The organism is Microbacterium sp. USHLN186 (genome assembly GCF_037145155.1).
GTDB lineage: Bacteria > Actinomycetota > Actinomycetes > Actinomycetales > Microbacteriaceae > Microbacterium.
The window spans coordinates 20,087-34,879 of sequence record NZ_JBBCYA010000008.1; the positions used below are offsets into that span (position 1 = coordinate 20,087).

At 69.7% G+C, this 14,793-nt stretch carries 18 protein-coding genes; 4 read left to right on the forward strand and 14 right to left on the reverse strand.

Going from position 1 to position 14,793, the window contains the following annotated elements:
• The first annotated feature begins 113 nt into the window (after positions 1-113).
• Complete coding sequence (locus WFG93_RS13625; protein ID WP_336646886.1) at positions 114-1,619, forward strand: gluconokinase; 1,506 nt, start codon at positions 114-116, stop codon at positions 1,617-1,619.
• A gap of 30 nt (positions 1,620-1,649) precedes the next feature.
• Here the strand turns inward: WFG93_RS13625 and WFG93_RS13630 are convergent, their stop codons facing one another.
• From WFG93_RS13630 to infC, 8 genes are all read right to left on the reverse strand, one after another.
• Positions 1,650-2,567: an amino acid ABC transporter permease gene (locus tag WFG93_RS13630; protein WP_336646887.1), complete on the reverse strand. Its 918-nt coding sequence runs from the start codon at positions 2,565-2,567 to the stop codon at positions 1,650-1,652.
• A complete protein-coding gene (locus WFG93_RS13635) occupies positions 2,564-3,220 on the reverse strand; it encodes an amino acid ABC transporter permease (RefSeq protein ID WP_336646888.1) in 657 nt (218 codons plus the stop codon). The genes WFG93_RS13630 and WFG93_RS13635 overlap by 4 nt, the downstream gene beginning before the upstream one ends.
• Positions 3,221-3,282: 62 nt before the next feature.
• Complete coding sequence (locus WFG93_RS13640; RefSeq protein WP_336646889.1) at positions 3,283-4,191, reverse strand: glutamate ABC transporter substrate-binding protein; 909 nt, start codon at positions 4,189-4,191, stop codon at positions 3,283-3,285.
• 77 nt (positions 4,192-4,268) lie between these two features.
• Positions 4,269-5,018, reverse strand: a complete 750-nt coding sequence (locus WFG93_RS13645; protein WP_336646890.1) for an amino acid ABC transporter ATP-binding protein — start codon at positions 5,016-5,018, stop codon at positions 4,269-4,271.
• Positions 5,019-5,097: 79 nt separating this feature from the next.
• The gene (locus WFG93_RS13650) at positions 5,098-5,904 is read right to left on the reverse strand and encodes a TrmH family RNA methyltransferase (protein ID WP_336646891.1); all 807 of its coding nucleotides are present in this window, start codon (positions 5,902-5,904) and stop codon (positions 5,098-5,100) included.
• A gap of 75 nt (positions 5,905-5,979) precedes the next feature.
• Positions 5,980-6,366, reverse strand: coding sequence for a 50S ribosomal protein L20 (gene rplT / locus WFG93_RS13655; RefSeq protein ID WP_336646892.1), 387 nt, complete (start codon positions 6,364-6,366; stop codon positions 5,980-5,982).
• A 33-nt stretch (positions 6,367-6,399) separates the two neighbouring features.
• Entirely contained in the window at positions 6,400-6,597 is a 198-nt protein-coding gene (gene rpmI, locus WFG93_RS13660) for a 50S ribosomal protein L35 (protein WP_179410442.1), read from the reverse strand.
• A 73-nt stretch (positions 6,598-6,670) separates the two neighbouring features.
• On the reverse strand, positions 6,671-7,342 hold the full coding sequence (gene infC, locus WFG93_RS13665; protein ID WP_336646931.1) for a translation initiation factor IF-3: 672 nt from the start codon (positions 7,340-7,342) through the stop codon (positions 6,671-6,673).
• Between the two features lie 201 nt (positions 7,343-7,543).
• Between infC and WFG93_RS13670 the strand changes: the two genes are divergently transcribed.
• A complete protein-coding gene (locus WFG93_RS13670; protein WP_442928270.1) occupies positions 7,544-7,924 on the forward strand; it encodes a DUF1844 domain-containing protein in 381 nt (126 codons plus the stop codon).
• Positions 7,925-7,937: 13 nt separating this feature from the next.
• Here the strand turns inward: WFG93_RS13670 and WFG93_RS13675 are convergent, their stop codons facing one another.
• Complete coding sequence (locus WFG93_RS13675) at positions 7,938-8,735, reverse strand: SseB family protein (RefSeq protein WP_336646894.1); 798 nt, start codon at positions 8,733-8,735, stop codon at positions 7,938-7,940.
• Complete coding sequence (gene priA, locus WFG93_RS13680; protein ID WP_336646895.1) at positions 8,719-9,465, reverse strand: bifunctional 1-(5-phosphoribosyl)-5-((5-phosphoribosylamino)methylideneamino)imidazole-4-carboxamide isomerase/phosphoribosylanthranilate isomerase PriA; 747 nt, start codon at positions 9,463-9,465, stop codon at positions 8,719-8,721. The genes WFG93_RS13675 and priA overlap by 17 nt, the downstream gene beginning before the upstream one ends.
• Positions 9,466-9,663: 198 nt before the next feature.
• On the opposite strand from priA, the gene WFG93_RS13685 reads away from it, so the two are divergent.
• On the forward strand, positions 9,664-10,986 hold the full coding sequence (locus tag WFG93_RS13685; RefSeq protein ID WP_336646896.1) for a MinD/ParA family ATP-binding protein: 1,323 nt from the start codon (positions 9,664-9,666) through the stop codon (positions 10,984-10,986).
• Between the two features lie 34 nt (positions 10,987-11,020).
• On the opposite strand, the gene hisH is transcribed toward WFG93_RS13685, so the two are convergent.
• Genes hisH through WFG93_RS13705 form a run of 4 tightly spaced genes read right to left on the reverse strand, consistent with a single transcriptional unit; the run spans position 11,021 to position 13,788 of the window.
• Positions 11,021-11,653: an imidazole glycerol phosphate synthase subunit HisH gene (gene hisH, locus WFG93_RS13690; RefSeq protein WP_336646897.1), complete on the reverse strand. Its 633-nt coding sequence runs from the start codon at positions 11,651-11,653 to the stop codon at positions 11,021-11,023.
• Entirely contained in the window at positions 11,650-12,264 is a 615-nt protein-coding gene (hisB, locus tag WFG93_RS13695; RefSeq protein WP_336646898.1) for an imidazoleglycerol-phosphate dehydratase HisB, read from the reverse strand. The genes hisH and hisB overlap by 4 nt, the downstream gene beginning before the upstream one ends.
• On the reverse strand, positions 12,261-13,352 hold the full coding sequence (locus WFG93_RS13700; protein WP_442928269.1) for a histidinol-phosphate transaminase: 1,092 nt from the start codon (positions 13,350-13,352) through the stop codon (positions 12,261-12,263). Before WFG93_RS13700 ends, hisB begins: the two co-directional genes overlap by 4 nt.
• A gap of 49 nt (positions 13,353-13,401) precedes the next feature.
• Positions 13,402-13,788, reverse strand: a complete 387-nt coding sequence (locus WFG93_RS13705; protein WP_336646900.1) for a LysM peptidoglycan-binding domain-containing protein — start codon at positions 13,786-13,788, stop codon at positions 13,402-13,404.
• A 303-nt stretch (positions 13,789-14,091) separates the two neighbouring features.
• Between WFG93_RS13705 and lexA the strand changes: the two genes are divergently transcribed.
• Entirely contained in the window at positions 14,092-14,778 is a 687-nt protein-coding gene (gene lexA, locus WFG93_RS13710; protein WP_336646901.1) for a transcriptional repressor LexA, read from the forward strand.
• Positions 14,779-14,793 lie beyond the last annotated feature (15 nt).

The following is a 14,793-nucleotide window of genomic DNA, read 5'->3' on the forward strand; positions in this document are numbered from 1 at the left end:
GGCGTGCTCCTCACTGCGGTCGGCACATCGGCGTCCGGACCGTGTCGCACACGATACTCGCGGGTAGGATCGGCGGCGAGACCGACACAGCGACGACGAGGGGCGGGACACAGATGACCGATGAGCAGATCCCCACCACGGAGAGCATCAAGCTGGTGTCCGCACCCGCACCCTACGTTCTGGCGATCGACATCGGCTCGGGCTCCACGCGCTGCGGTCTCTACGACGCGTACGCACGCCCCATCAAGAAGCACACCGTCAAGGTCGAGCATCTGTTCACCGAGGCGGCCGACGGCACCGCCGAGGTCGACGCCGACCAGATGGTGCGTGAGGTCGCCGACGCGATCGATCGCGCCGTCGCCGGCGTGGAGGCGGGAAGCATCGGAGCGGTCGTGATGGACACCTTCGCCTCGACCCTCATCTGCGTGGACGAGCACGGCGACGCCCTGACCGCCTGCTTCACCTACGCCGACTCCCGCTCCGCCGGCCACCTCGCACGGCTGCGCGCGCAGCTGGACGAGGACGAGGTGCACCAGCGCACCGGAGCGCGGCTGCACACCAGCTACCACCCGCCACGTCTGCTGTGGCTGCAGGACGAGTTCCCGGACCTGTTCGCGCGCACCGCGAAGTTCCTCTCGCTGGGCGAGTACGTCTACGCGAAGCTCGCCGGCATCGAGGGAGCGGCGACCTCGACGATGGCCTGGGCCGGCATCCTGAACCGCCACACCTGCGAGCTCGACGAGGAGCTGCTCGCGGCGGTGGGCGTCGAGCGCAGCCGATTCGCGCCGATCCTCGACCCCGATCAGCCGATCACCGACGTGTCCGAACAGGTCGGCCGCCGCTGGCCGGCGCTGGCCGGCGCTGCCTGGTTCCCCGCGGTCCCCGACGGCTACGCCTCGAACGTCGGCGTGGGCGCCGCGCACCCGACGACCGCGGCGATGTCGGCCGCGACCTCGGGAGCCATCAGAGTCATCGTCGACGGCACCCCGGATGTGCTGCCGTCCGGACTGTGGGCGTACCGCATCTCCCGCTCGCAGTCGATCGTCGGCGGGGCGCTGAACGACGTGGGCCGGGTGACCCTGTGGCTGCAGGCCACCCTTGCACCCCTGTCCGCCGACGAGATCGACGAGCTGCTGCGGGCGGCGCCGAGCGCGGGCACGCCGCTGATGCTGCCGTTCCTCACCGGTGAGCGCGCTACGGGCTGGGCGGGAGGAGCGCGCGCCGTGCTGACCGGCGTCTCATCGGCATCCGGCCCCCGCGAGCTGTGGCGCGGCGCCGCCGAGGGCATCGGGGTGTCGTACCAGCGCGTGTTCGAGCAGCTGCGCGAGGTGGCACCGCACCTCGAGCGCGTGATCGCATCGGGTGGGGTGACGCGCGCGTTCCCCGGGATGATGCAGGTGGTCGCGCAGGCGATCGACTTCCCGGTGCAAGTCGTCGAGGTCAAGCGCGTGACGATGCGCGGCGCGGCCGCGATCGCGCTGTCGGTGCTGCAGCCCGACCATCCGCTCGCGACGATCCCGCGCACGGCGCTGACCGAACCGGATGCCGCACAGCAGCCGTACTACGCCGACCTGCGCCGGCGGTTCGACGCCCTCTACGCACAGGTGATCGCCGGCTGAACCGGCGCACCCGCCGCACGGCGCGCGGCGTCAGATCTGGTTCGAGTCGTGCTTTCCGATGCCGCGCTGCATGGCGATCACCTCGGTGACGGTCGATCCGTCGTGCAGGCGCGGATCGCCCGCGGTCTCCGGGGTGTAGCCCTGCACACGAGCGGAGTGCCGTGTGCGCACCTCGACCCACTTCGCCACACCGGCGAGGATCAGGCAGAGCGCGATGTAGATGCCGCCGATCACGAACGCCGACTGCAGGATCGGGCGACCCTGCTGCGAGCTGAGCAGCTTGGCGTAGTACAGCAGCTCGGGGTAGGTGATGATGAACCCGAGCGCGGTGTCCTTGAGGGTGACCACCAGCTGCGCGACGATCACCGGCAGCATCGCGCGCACCGCCTGCGGCAGCAGGATCAGGCGCATCACTCCGCTCTTGCGCAGACCGATCGCGTAGCCGGCCTCCTTCTGCCCCTTGGGCAGCGATTCGATGCCCGCGCGCAGCGCCTCCGCCAGCACGGAGCCGTTGTAGACCATGAGCCCGATCACCACCGCCCAGTACGGGTCCATGTCGACGCCCAACACGGGCAGCCCGTAGTAGAGCAGCATCATGAACACCAGCACCGGCACGGCGCGGAACAGCTCGATGACGACGCCCACCGGCACGCGCACCCACGCGTGGTCGGAGAGGCGGCCGATCGCCAGCAGGAAGCCGAGCACGAGGCTGAGCACGGCGGCCAGGGCGAATGCGCCCAGGGTCTTCCCCAGCGCGCCGAGGATGCCCATCCACACGTTGGAGAACGTGAAGACGTACCACTTGCGCGCCTCGAACTGCCCGGTAACGAACATCCGGTAGACGATGAAGCCGATGACGGCCAGCAGCAGCAGGATCGTGATGACGGCGAGGATGCGGTTGCGGACGATGGCCCGGGGCCCGGGCACGTCGTAGAGCACTGAGGTCATCGTGCGATCCTCCACTTGTTCTCGAGGTGGCGCTGCACCGCGCTCATCGCGAGCACGAGGATGACGAACACCACGGCGACCCAGAGCAGGACCTCCATCGGGTTGCCGGGCCGGCCGGCGGCGTCGTTGATCGTGGCACGCAGCGCGGCGAGCTCTCCGATGGAGAAGCCGGCGGCGACCGTGGTGTTCTTCAGCAGGGCGATGAACACGCTCATCATCGGCGGGACCACGGAGCGGAACGCCTGCGGCAGCACGATGAGCGTCATGACCTGGCCGAACGGAAGCCCGATGGCGCGGGCGGCCTCGGCCTGGCCGACGGGGACGGTGTTGATGCCGGCGCGCAGCACCTCCGCCACGTAGGTGGCGGTGTAGATGCCGATGGCGAGGATGCCGAGCACCGTGTTCGACAGCCGGGGCAGGCCCAGCTGCGGGTATCCGAAGACGAAGAAGAAGAAGACCAGCGTGAGCGGGGTGTTGCGGACGATGTTCACGTACGCGGTGCCGACGGCGCGGGCGATCGGCACCGGCGAGACGCGCATGGCCCCCACGATGATGCCCAGCACGAGCGCGATCAGCCCGCCCACGAAGAACACGAGAAGCGTGTTCCCGATGGCCTCGCCCCAGAGGTCGAGGTTTCCGAAGATGACGTCCACGCCGTCTTCCCTTCTGAGGATCTGCTCGGGGGCGCCCGAGTGCGGCCGCCCCCGAGAGGTGATCAGTACGCGTCGACCTCGGGCTGCTCGACCTTGATGCCCGACTTGCCCAGGTTCTTGTCGAAGATGGCCTGCCAGGTGTCCGGGTTCTCGGTGAACAGGTCGTTGATGTGCTTGCGCAGCACGTCATCGCCCTTGGTCAGGCCCACGCCGTAGCGCTCCTCGGTGAACAGGCCGCCGGTGACCTTGACCTCGTCCGGGTACTGCGCAGCGTAGCCGATGAGGATGGCCTGGTCGGTGGTGACCGCGTCGACCTTGCCGTCGATGAGGTCCTGCACGCACGCCGAGTACAGGTCGTACTCCTGCGTCTTGATCTGCTTGAAGTTCTCCTTGATGTTCTGGATCGGCGTGGAGCCGGTCGCAGAGCACACGGTCTTGCCGTTGAAGTCCTCGAGCTTGTCGGCGTCGGGGTCGTCCTTGCGGATGAGCAGGCCCTGCCCGGTGAGGAAGTACGGGCCGGCGAAGTCGATCTGCTCCTTGCGCTTGTCGTTGATCGAGTAGGTGCCGACGTAGTAGTCCACGTCGCCGTTCACGATCGCCTGCTCGCGGTTCGCGGATGCGATCGGCTTGAACTCGATCTTGTCCTCGCCGTAGCCGAGCGAGGCGGCGATCCAGCGGGCGATGTCGACGTCGAAACCGCTACGCTCGCCCGTGGTGGCGTCGAGGTAGCCCAGACCCGGCTGGTCCTCCTTCACGCCGATGGTGACCTTGCCGGCCTTCTCGATCTTGTCGAAGGTGGGGCTGCCCTCGAGCTTGACGTCCTTGGCGACCTCGAACAGCGGCTTGTCGCCGCTGTCGCCGGCGTCGCCGCCGCCGCCCGGGTTCGAGGGGCTGCCGCTGTTGCAGCCCGTGAGGGCGAGCAGCGCCGCCGTGGCGATGCCGATGCCGGCGAGGACTCGTGTGCGTCGCATGTGCGTCTCCTTGTGTGCTGTGTGATGGTGCGTGTGCTGTGGTTGCGGGATGCCGCAGGTGCGCCGAGGCGCGCCGCTCAGTGCGTGAGCAGCTTGGAGAGGAAGTCCTTCGCGCGCCCGCTCTGCGGGTTGGTGAAGAACTGCTCGGGAGCGGCCTCCTCCACGATCTGACCGTCGGCCATGAAGACCACGCGGTTGGCGGCCTTCCTGGCGAAGCCCATCTCGTGGGTGACGACGATCATCGTCATGCCCTCCTTGGCGAGCTCGACCATGACGTCGAGGACCTCGTTGATCATCTCCGGGTCGAGCGCGCTCGTGGGCTCGTCGAAGAGCATGACCTTGGGGTGCATGGCGAGGGCGCGGGCGATCGCCACGCGCTGCTGCTGTCCGCCGGACAGCTGCGCGGGCAGCTTGCCCGCCTGCTGAGCGACGCCGACGCGCTCGAGCAGCGCCATGGCCTCCTTCTCGGCATCCGCTTTCGACTTGCCGAGCACCTTGATCGGGCCGAGGGTGACGTTCTCGAGGATCGTCAGGTGCGCGAAGAGGTTGAAGGACTGGAAGACCATCCCGACCTCGGCGCGCAGCTGCGCCAGGCCCTTGCCCTCGGCGGGCAGGACCTTGCCGTCGATGCGGATCTCGCCGCTCGTGATCGTCTCCAGACGATTGATCGTGCGGCACAGGGTCGACTTGCCCGAACCGGAGGGTCCGATGACGACGACCACCTCACCCCTGTCGACCGTCAGGTTGACGTCCTTGAGGGCGTGGAAATCGCCGTAGTGCTTCTGGACGTTCTCGACCACCACGAGGGCGTCTTTGCGCTCTGCCATGAGTTACAGACTAGGACAGCGGCCGCACCGCGCGCGAAAGCACAGCGGACTTTACCGATTCGTGATGGGGGTGGGCGTCTCAGCGCGCGGCGCGCTGGGCGAACGCGCTCTCGTACAGGCACACGCTCGCCGCCGTCGCGAGGTTGAGCGACTCGGCGCGGCCGAAGATCGGCAGCCGCAGCGCGCGATCGGCCTCGGTGAGCGCCTCGTCGTCGAGTCCGCGGGCCTCGTTGCCGAACAGCCACGCGGTGGGCGCGCCCAGCGTGCCATCGGCGCGCGCGGCGAGCAGGTCGTCGCCCTTGACGTCGGCGGCGATCACCTGCAGCCCGGCCTCGCGTGCGCGACGGATGACATCGCTCAGCTCGCCGCCCACCGAGATGGGCAGGTGGAACAGCGATCCGGTCGTCGAGCGCACGACCTTGGGGTTGTACGGGTCGACCGTGCGGCCGGTCAGCACCACGGCATCCGCTCCCGCGGCATCCGCCGCGCGGATGATCGTGCCGAGGTTGCCGGGGTCGCGCACCTCCTCGCAGATCGCGACGAGCCGTGGAGCTGCGGCGAAGATCTCGCGCACCGAGGTGGGCGTCTGCCTGGTCACCGCGACGAGGCCCTGCGGGGTGACGGTGTCGGCCATGGCGGCGAGCACGGTCTCGGTGACGTACTCGACCTCGATGTCGTTCTGCGCGGCGAGGGCGCGCAGGTCGGGGTGCTTCTCCCAGCCGGTCGGCGTCGCGAACAGCTCGACGATCGCCGCGGGCACGTACTGCAGGGCCTCGCGCACCGACTGCGGTCCCTCCAGCAGGAAGAGTCCCGTCTCGGCGCGTGCGCTGCGCTTGCTGAGCTTGGCGACGGCGCGAACACGGGGAGAGCGAGGGTTCTCGAGCACGCGTCCAGTCTATCCGGGCGATCGGACGCGAAACGGGCGCCTCCCCGAGGGGAGACGCCCGTCAGATCGCGAGGATCAGGCAGCGGCCTTCGGCGCGTTGACGTCCGAGGGCAGCGCGTTCTTGGCCACCTCGACCAGCGCGGCGAACGCCCCGGCGTCGGTCACGGCCAGCTCGGCCAGCATGCGGCGGTCGACCTGCACGCCCGCCAGGCCCAGGCCCTGGATGAAGCGGTTGTAGGTGATGCCGTTCTGGCGGGCAGCGGCGTTGATGCGCTGGATCCACAGGCGGCGGAAGTCGCCCTTGCGCTTGCGACGGTCACGGTACGCGTAGACGAGCGAGTGGGTGACCTGCTCCTTCGCCTTGCGGTAGAGGCGCGAACGCTGGCCGCGGTAACCCGACGCGCGCTCGAGGATGACGCGACGCTTCTTCTGCGCGTTGACTGCGCGCTTGACTCTTGCCATTTTCCTGTATTCCTATTCGTGCGTGGGTCGGGCTCAGCCGCGACCGAGAAGCTTGTTCGCGACCTTGGAGTCGGCCTTGGAGAGCACCTGGTCCTGGTTCAGGCGACGGGTGCGACGGCTCGACTTGTGCTCGAGGTTGTGGCGCATGCCGGCCTGCTGCTTCTTCAGCTTTCCGCTGCCGGTGATCTTGAAGCGCTTCTTCGCACCCGAGTGGGTCTTCTGCTTCGGCATCTTCTCTTCCTTCGTGTGGCGCCCTGGCGGGCGACGGTGGGTCCCCGCCGGAGGCGGGAGCTTGTGGGGCGGCTTACGCCGCCGACTCGTCCGTGGGCTCGGAGTCGGCGCTCGCGCCGCTCTTCGCGTCCCGCGCGGCCTGCTTGTTCGCCGAGCGCACCGCGTTCTGCTCGGCCTTGGCCTCGGACTTGTTCTTCAGGGGGGCGACGACCATCACCATGTTGCGGCCGTCGATGGTGGGGTTCGACTCGACCGTGCCGAACTCCGCGACGTCCTCGGCGAACTTGCGCAGCAGACGCACGCCCTGCTCGGGCCGCGACTGCTCGCGACCGCGGAACAGGATCATGGCCTTGACCTTGTCGCCCGCCTTGAGGAAGCCCTCGGCGCGCTTGAGCTTGGTCGTGTAGTCGTGAGCCTCGATCTTCAGGCGGAAGCGGACCTCCTTGAGGATGGTGTTCGCCTGGTTGCGGCGGGCTTCCTTCGCCTTCTGCGCGGCCTCGTACTTGAACTTGCCGTAGTCCATGATCTTGACCACGGGCGGCTTGGAATTGGGGGCCACCTCGACGAGGTCGAGGTCCGCCTCCTGGGCCAGACGCAGCGCTGCCTCGATGCGGACAACACCGATCTGCTCACCCGCGGGGCCGACGAGGCGGACCTCGGGGACGCGGATGCGCTCATTGGTACGGGGATCGCTGATGCGGAGCTCCTTAGACGTGGGTTTCGGCCACCGCGCTGCTGTCTGCAGCCCGGGCGAAATCGGAGTCTCCCCACCCGCCGGCGCAGTCAGACGCACCGGCTTGTGACACCCTTTCCACCGGAACCGGCGGGGTGTGGAACCCGGTAGCCTGGTACGGCAAGCGCGGGTGGGATTGAGAATCCTCTTTCGTATCGGAGCATGACACTCCGAAGCCCGCAGAAGTCTACCAGAAAGCATCCCGAAGTGACGATTCCTGCCGAGCACCACGATGACCGCCACGAGCACTGGGCTCAGCAGGAGCAGGCTGCGGCCTCCGCGTCGCGCGACCTCGCCGACGTCCCCGCGGTCGAGGTGATCACGACCACCGCCGTGCACCTGATGAGCGCCGCGGCCGTGAAGCTGGGACTCGCCGACGACCCTGCAATGCAGACGGACCTCGACGAGGCGCGCAAGCTCATCAACGCCCTCGCGGGCCTCATCACGGCCGGCGCGCCGGAGATCAGCGACGCGCATGCCCGCCCGCTGCGTGACGGGCTGCGCTCGCTGCAGCTGGCGTTCCGCGAGGCGTCGACGATTCCGGATGCCGTTGGCAAGGGCCCTGGCGAGAAGTGGACCGGCCCGGTCACCTGATCAAGGCGTGTGGTCAGCCCGCCGAGCGGGTGAGCTTCACGGTGAGGGAGTCGACGAGCACGGCCATCCGGTCGTCGGCCGCCCAGCGCTGCGCGAGTCGTGAGAGCACCGCGTCCAGGGTCTCGCGCTCCAGACCATCGGTGAGCTCGAGGGTGACGATGAGCTCCGGACCGCGCATGCGGGCTTCCGGGTCGCCCGCGGTGACCGACACGTCGATCACCGCCAGCTCGTGCGCGATGCTCTCGCGCAGTGCGGTGAACACCTCCGGGGAGAGGAAGCTGGGCTCCCACGGCTGAGCCTGCGCGAGCGCCCACACCGCGGGGCGGCGCAGCACGAACTCGGTCTCGGACGCCGGATCGAGCACTATCAGGTCGGTCTGCTCGCTCGAGGCCGACAGGGCGACGCGGATCGCCTCGACCGGGATCGGCCGTGCTGTGGCATCCCATCGTCGCATCGTGTCGACCGACGAGAACACCGGCTGCACCCGGCGGCCGTCGGGGGCGGCGACCGTGACGATCGAGAGCTCCTGCGTCTTGTCGACGGTCAGTCCGGTCGGTCCCACGCCCTCATCGCCCTTCTCGGCGACGAGCGGCACCAGCACCCGCGCGTCGCGGAACGCATCGACCACCTCGATCTGCGAGCCCTCTCCGCTGCGGAATCGCAGCAGGGCTGCCAGCAGGGCCGGATCGGCCGAGCCGTCGTCGGCAGCGTGCGCGTTCGCCTCGAAGCTGCGTCCCGCCCAGGGCACCCCGGCCGAGTCGCGGGTGTTCGCCGCGCCGTGCTCGCAGCCGTCGTCAGTCGCCGGCGACATCCAGCGCCTCAGCCAGGGTGAACTGCCCGGCGTACAGCGCCTTGCCGACGATGGCGCCCTCGACGCCCAGCGGCACCAGCTCTCGCAGCGCGGCGATGTCGTCGAGGCTGGCGACACCCCCGGAGGCGATCACGGGCTTCGGCGTGCGTGAGGTGATCTCGCGCAGGAGGTCGAGGTTCGGTCCGCGCAGAGTGCCGTCCTTGGTGACGTCGGTGACGACGTAGCGGCTGCAGCCGGCCTCCTCCAGACGCTCGAGGACCTCCCAGATGTCCCCGCCCTCCTTGGTCCAGCCGCGGGCGGCCAGGGTGGTCCCGCGCACGTCGAGTCCGACCGCGATCGCGTCGCCGTAGCGGCTGATCACGTCAGCCGACCACTCCGGGTTCTCGAGGGCGGCGGTGCCGAGGTTGATCCGCGTGGCACCGGCCTCGAGCGCCGCGTCCAGGCTCGCGTCGTCGCGGATGCCGCCGGAGAGCTCGATGCTCACTCCGCGGTACTGCTTGATGACCTTGCGCAGGATCGCGGTGTTGCTGCCGCGCCCGAAGGCCGCGTCGAGGTCGACCAGGTGGATCCACTGCGCGCCGGCGTCGACGAACTCCCCCGCCGCGTCCACCGGGTCGCCGTAGCTGGTCTCGGTGCCGGCCTCGCCCTGGGTCAGGCGCACGGCCTTGCCACCGGCGACGTCGACCGCGGGAAGCAGGATCAGCGAGGGGGACTGTGCGAAGTCGTTCATGTCGTCCTTCGGGAGGGGTGAGGCGGCCCGATCGGGCACGAGAGAACAGAGTAGCCCGGGCGACGGGCTCTCTCAAACGGTGAGTCGAGGCGGTGCCGTGCCATCCCGCAGGCATCTTCGCACGCGTCCCCGCTACGATCGACGTGCACGGGCACGCCTGCACGATCGGCGGCCTCACGACGCGGAGGGAAGCAACGCATGACGGACGCGCACAACGACGGTGCAGCGGGGCCCCTTCGCCGACGCTCGAGCGCGACGCGCCGGTCCGCCGAGGCGCCGCAGCCGACGCCCCAGCCGCAGCCGACGCCCCAGCCGCAGCCGGCGACGCAGCCGCCCGCACCGGCCGTGATCTCCGAGGTGCCCAGGCAGAACGCGGCGCCCGCACCGAGCCCGGCAGCACCCGCCGCCGCGCCCGCACCGAGCCCCGCAGCACCCGCCGCCGTGCCCATTCGAAGCACCGCGCCGATTCAGAGCGCTGTGCCTGCGAAGAGCCCGGCCGCACCTGCCGGCAGTCCCGAGGCGCCCATCCAGGCACCGCGCTATCACCGCGGCTCCGGCGCAGCATCCGCCCCCGCAGCGACCGACGAGCCCGCTCGGCAGCAGCGGGAGCGGCCGTCCTTCCTGCAGCAGGAGCGCCGCGAGGAGCCGGCGAAGACCGGCGCGCGTGGAGCGCTGAACCGGCTCGGCTTCTCGCTGGCACCCGGCGCCGCCGAGCGCGCGGTGCGTGACAACGAGCTGCTGGTCAGCCAGCACTGGCCGGGTCCGCGCACCATCGCGGTGGTGAACGGCAAGGGCGGCGCGGGCAAGACGCCCACGACCGTGCTGCTGGCGGCGGTCTTCGCGCGCTTCGGCGGTGCGGGCGTGCTGGCCTGGGACAACAACCAGACCCGTGGCACCCTGGGCTGGCGCACCGACCAGGGCCCGCACGATCGGACGCTGTTCGAACTGCTGCCGGAGGCCGACCGCCTGCTGGGCGCCGGCGCGCAGTCGGCGGATCTGGCGCATTACGTGCACCACCAGGCGCGCGAGAAGTACGACGTGCTGCGCTCGAAGCCGATGCGCCTCGCCCAGGAGAACCGGCTGCACTCCTCCGACATCGACGCGATCCACGCCGTCGCGGCGAAGTACTACCGTCTCATCATCATCGACTCGGGCAATGACGAGTCCGACCCGATGTGGCTGCGCATGATCGACCACGCCGACCAGATCGTGGTCGCCACGACCACGCGCGACGATCATGCCGAGGCCGGGGCGCTGCTGCTGGAGGCGCTCGAGGACCGCGACGAGCGCTCGGCCGAGCTGGCCCGCCGCTCGGTTGTCGTCGTGACCCAGGCGGATCCCAAAGCCACCGCAGCGGACGTGAACCAGGTCGTCACCGGCTACCGCGATCTCGCCCGCGAGGTCGTCAGCATCCCGTTCGACCATGAGATGGTCGACGGCCATCTGCGCCTCGGCGCCCTCGCCGCAGCCACGCAGACCGCCTGGCTCGCCGCGGGCGCGGCGGTCGCCCGCGGACTCTGAGTCCCGCGGTCAGCTCAGCTCAGCTCAGAGCAGCTCAGAGCGATTCGACCCAGTTCTGCAGCAGCCGGATGCCGGCGGCGCCGGACTTCTCTGGGTGGAACTGCGTCGCCGAGAGCGGGCCGTTCTCCACGGCCGCGAGGAAGCGCTCGCCGTGCGTCGCCCAGGTGAGCGACGGCTCGCGGAACGGACGCTCGACGTCGATCTCCCATGCCTTCGCGGCGTACGAGTGCAGGAAGTAGAAGCGCTCGTGTTCGATCCCACGGAACAGCGTGCTCCCGGCGCCGGTCTCGACGGTGTTCCAGCCCATGTGCGGCAGCACCGGCGCATCGAGCTCGCTGACTGTGCCCGGCCACTCCCCCAGCCCGTCGGTGAGCTGCCCGCGCTCCACGCCGCGCTCGAACATCACCTGCATGCCGACGCAGATACCGAGCACCGGGCGACCCCCGGCCAGCCGGCGATCGATGATCTCGTCACCGCCGTGGGCGAGCAGCGCCTCACTCACGGCCGCGAATGCACCGACTCCGGGCACGAGCAGGCCGTCCGCCTCGAGCGCGCGATCCCGATCGCGCGTGAGCTCGACTTCGGCGCCGGCCGCGGCCAGCGCCTTGACCGCGGAGTGCACGTTGCCGGACTCGTAGTCGAAGACGACGACCCGCCGCCCGCTCACAGCGCCCCCTTGGTCGAGGGCACCCCGTCGACGAGCGGATCCAGGGCCTTGGCCTGACGGAACGCGCGCGCGAACGCCTTGAATTCCGCCTCGGCGATGTGGTGCGGATCACGCCCGCCGAGCACGCGCACGTGCACGGTGAGCCCGGCGTTCAGAGTGATCGCCTCGAACACGTGGCGCACGAGCGAGCCGGTGAAGTGCCCGCCGATGAGGTGGAACTCGAAGCCGGCCGGCTCGCCGTCGTGCACGAGGAACGGGCGCCCCGAGATGTCGACGACCGCCTGCGCGAGCGCCTCATCCAACGGCACCAGCGCGTCGCCGTAGCGCGAGATGCCGGCCTTGTCGCCGAGTGCCTCACGGATCGCCTGGCCGAGCACGATCGAGATGTCCTCGACGGTGTGGTGCGCGTCGATGTGGGTGTCGCCGGTCGCACGGACGGTGAGGTCGGTGAGCGAGTGCTTGGCGAAGGCGGTGAGCATGTGGTCGAAGAACGGCACGGAGGTGTCGATGTCGCTGCGGCCGGTGCCGTCGAGGTCGATGCTCACCTCGACCGTCGACTCGGAGGTGTGGCGGCGGCGCTGTGCCGTGCGGGACGCGGTGCGGTCGCTCATGCGGGGGATCCAATCGAGGCGAGGGCTTCCAGGAATGCGGTGGTCTCGGCGGCTGTGCCGGCGGTGACCCGGAGGTGGTGCGGGATTCCGACGTCGCGGATCAGCACACCCTGCTCGTAGAGCGCCTGCCACACGGCGCGCGGATCGTCGACCCCGCCGAAGAGCACGAAGTTGGACCACGACTCGTGCGGCGTGTAGCCCAGCGCCTCGAGCGTCGCGGAGATCCGGTCGCGCTGCTCGACGATCTCGTCCACCATGCGCAGCATCGTGTCGGAGTTGCGCAGCGCAGCCACCGCGGCCGCCTGCGTGAGCGCGCTGAGGTGATAGGGCAGGCGCACCAGACGCAGCGCATCGATGAACGCGGGGTCGGCGGCGAGGTAGCCGACGCGCGCTCCCGCGAAGGCGAAGGCCTTGCTCATGGTGCGCGACACCGCCAGACGCGGTCGGCCGTGCAGCAGCGAGAGCGCCGACGACGCCTCACGCGGCGCGAACTCGTGGTAGGCCTCGTCGACGACGACGACGCCGCGAGCGGCCTCGTACACGGCTTCGACGACCTCCAGCGGCAGCGGCGTGCCGGTCGGGTTGTTCGGCGAGCACAGCAGCACCACATCGGGATCGGCGTCCCTGACCTGGCGAGCCGCGTCGTCGGGGCGCAGCGTGTAGTCGTCGTCCCGCGAGCCGGCGACCCAGCGCGCCCCGGTGCCCTGGGTGATGAGCGGGTACATGGAGTAGGTCGGAGCGAACCCGAACGCCGCGCGCCCGGGGCCGGCGAAGGCCTGCATGATGTGCTGCAGCACCTCGTTGGAGCCGTTGCCCGCCCAGATCTGCTCGGCGGTCAATCCATGGCCGAGATAGTCGGCGAAGCCCTCGCGCAGGACGGTGAACTCGCGGTCGGGATAGCGGTTCACGTCGCGCAGGGCGAGTGCGATGTCGTCGAGGATGTCGCTGGCGACGGCATCCGGAACCGGATGCGTGTTCTCGTTGACGTTCAGAGCGACCGGCAGCGGCGCCTGCGGCGCGCCGTACGGAGTGAGCCCGCGGAGATCATCGCGGAGGGGCAGCTCATCGAGGGATGTCACGTCCTCCATCGTAGGCGGCGGCGCGGTGTCGCCGCCCCGCGTGACGGCGACGCTCGCACTACTCGCCGTAGGCGGTGGGGATGGCGATGGTGCTGCCGACCTGGATCATGCCGGAGCTGAGGTTGTTCAGACGCGTGATGTCGGCGATGACCTCGCGCGGGTCGACACCGGGAGCCGCGTCTGCGGCGATCGACCACAGGGTGTCGCCCGGAAGCACGGTGATCGTCTCGAACGACACCGCCTGACCGCTCTCGTTCGAGGCGACGGCGGAGCCGCCGGCGAGCAGGGAGACCGCGACGCCGGCGACGATGGGCACCGCAGCCAGGGAGAGCAGCACGCGTCGCCCGCGGGCGGTGAGACGCAGGCGGACCGTGCTCGCGCGGCGGGCGGCGTCTGTGCGCACGGCCAGGGGTGTCATGGGGGCCTGGAGGCTGATGGTGCTCATGTGCTGCTCCTTCTCGTCCTCCCGCCGATCGCGCGGCGGGGGTGCGGCGTTCGCATCCGGCATCCGGCCGGGGATGCCGGATGCGAAGCTACGTTCCGAATCTATCTTCGATCTCGAACATGTGTCAAGCGTTATTCGAATCCGTCTCGCCGACTTCTTCGACACGCTCGAACGGATCTTCCGATTCCGGGCCGGACTCGGATACCGTTTCGATGAGGACAGCCCATCACGGGCCTCCGACATTCGAAGCGGATCAACGCGAGGACGCGGTTCCACACCGCACGTGGCCATGAAGGAGCACCGATGAGCGACACCCCCGAGACGGCAGCCGAGGCGCCACGAACGCGCCGTCGCAAGAGCCTCAGCGCCAAGCAGGTGGCGATCCTCGAGGTCATCCAGAACTCGATCGCCCGGCACGGATATCCGCCGAGCATGCGCGAGATCGGCGATGCCGTGGGCCTGAAGTCGCTCTCCAGCGTGACGCACCAGCTCGGCCAGCTCGAGCTCAGCGGTTATCTGCGCCGCGACCCCGGGAAGACGCGTGCGATGGAGGTGCTCATCGATCTGCCCGGCAGCAGCGCCGAGAACCCGGCCGACAGCGGTCCCGCCGTCGGCGATGCCGCTCTCGTGCCACTGGTGGGGCAGATCGCCGCCGGAGTGCCGATCACCGCCGACCAGCAGGTCGAGGAGATCTTCCCCCTGCCGCGACAGCTGGTCGGCAAGGGCGACCTGTTCATGCTGAAGGTGAACGGCGAGTCGATGATCGATGCGGCCATCTGCGATGGCGACTGGGTGGTCGTCCGCACTCAGAACAACGCCGAGAACGGTGAGATCGTCGCCGCCATGATCGACGGCGAGGCGACGGTGAAGACGTTCCGCCGTCGCGACGGTCACACCTGGCTGCTCCCCCGCAACTCCGCCTTCGAGCCGATCCTCGGCGATGAGGCCGTCGTGCTCGGCAAGGTCGTAGCCGTGCTGCGCGCGGTCTGAGTCGGCTCCCCCGCT

Excerpts from the sequence above, each read along its gene's own strand:
- WFG93_RS13625 (WP_336646886.1), top strand. The coding sequence starts at position 114 with ATGACCGATGAGCAGATCCCCACCACGGAGAGCATCAAGCTGGTGTCC.
- WFG93_RS13630 (WP_336646887.1), bottom strand. The coding sequence starts at position 2,567 with ATGACCTCAGTGCTCTACGACGTGCCCGGGCCCCGGGCCATCGTCCGC.
- WFG93_RS13640 (WP_336646889.1), bottom strand. The coding sequence starts at position 4,191 with ATGCGACGCACACGAGTCCTCGCCGGCATCGGCATCGCCACGGCGGCG.
- WFG93_RS13645 (WP_336646890.1), bottom strand. The coding sequence starts at position 5,018 with ATGGCAGAGCGCAAAGACGCCCTCGTGGTGGTCGAGAACGTCCAGAAG.
- rplT (WP_336646892.1), bottom strand. The coding sequence starts at position 6,366 with ATGGCAAGAGTCAAGCGCGCAGTCAACGCGCAGAAGAAGCGTCGCGTC.
- rpmI (WP_179410442.1), bottom strand. The coding sequence starts at position 6,597 with ATGCCGAAGCAGAAGACCCACTCGGGTGCGAAGAAGCGCTTCAAGATC.
- WFG93_RS13675 (WP_336646894.1), bottom strand. The coding sequence starts at position 8,735 with ATGTCGCCGGCGACTGACGACGGCTGCGAGCACGGCGCGGCGAACACC.
- priA (WP_336646895.1), bottom strand. The coding sequence starts at position 9,465 with ATGAACGACTTCGCACAGTCCCCCTCGCTGATCCTGCTTCCCGCGGTC.
- WFG93_RS13685 (WP_336646896.1), top strand. The coding sequence starts at position 9,664 with ATGACGGACGCGCACAACGACGGTGCAGCGGGGCCCCTTCGCCGACGC.
- hisB (WP_336646898.1), bottom strand. The coding sequence starts at position 12,264 with ATGAGCGACCGCACCGCGTCCCGCACGGCACAGCGCCGCCGCCACACC.
- WFG93_RS13700 (WP_442928269.1), bottom strand. The coding sequence starts at position 13,352 with ATGGAGGACGTGACATCCCTCGATGAGCTGCCCCTCCGCGATGATCTC.
- WFG93_RS13705 (WP_336646900.1), bottom strand. The coding sequence starts at position 13,788 with ATGAGCACCATCAGCCTCCAGGCCCCCATGACACCCCTGGCCGTGCGC.
- lexA (WP_336646901.1), top strand. The coding sequence starts at position 14,092 with ATGAGCGACACCCCCGAGACGGCAGCCGAGGCGCCACGAACGCGCCGT.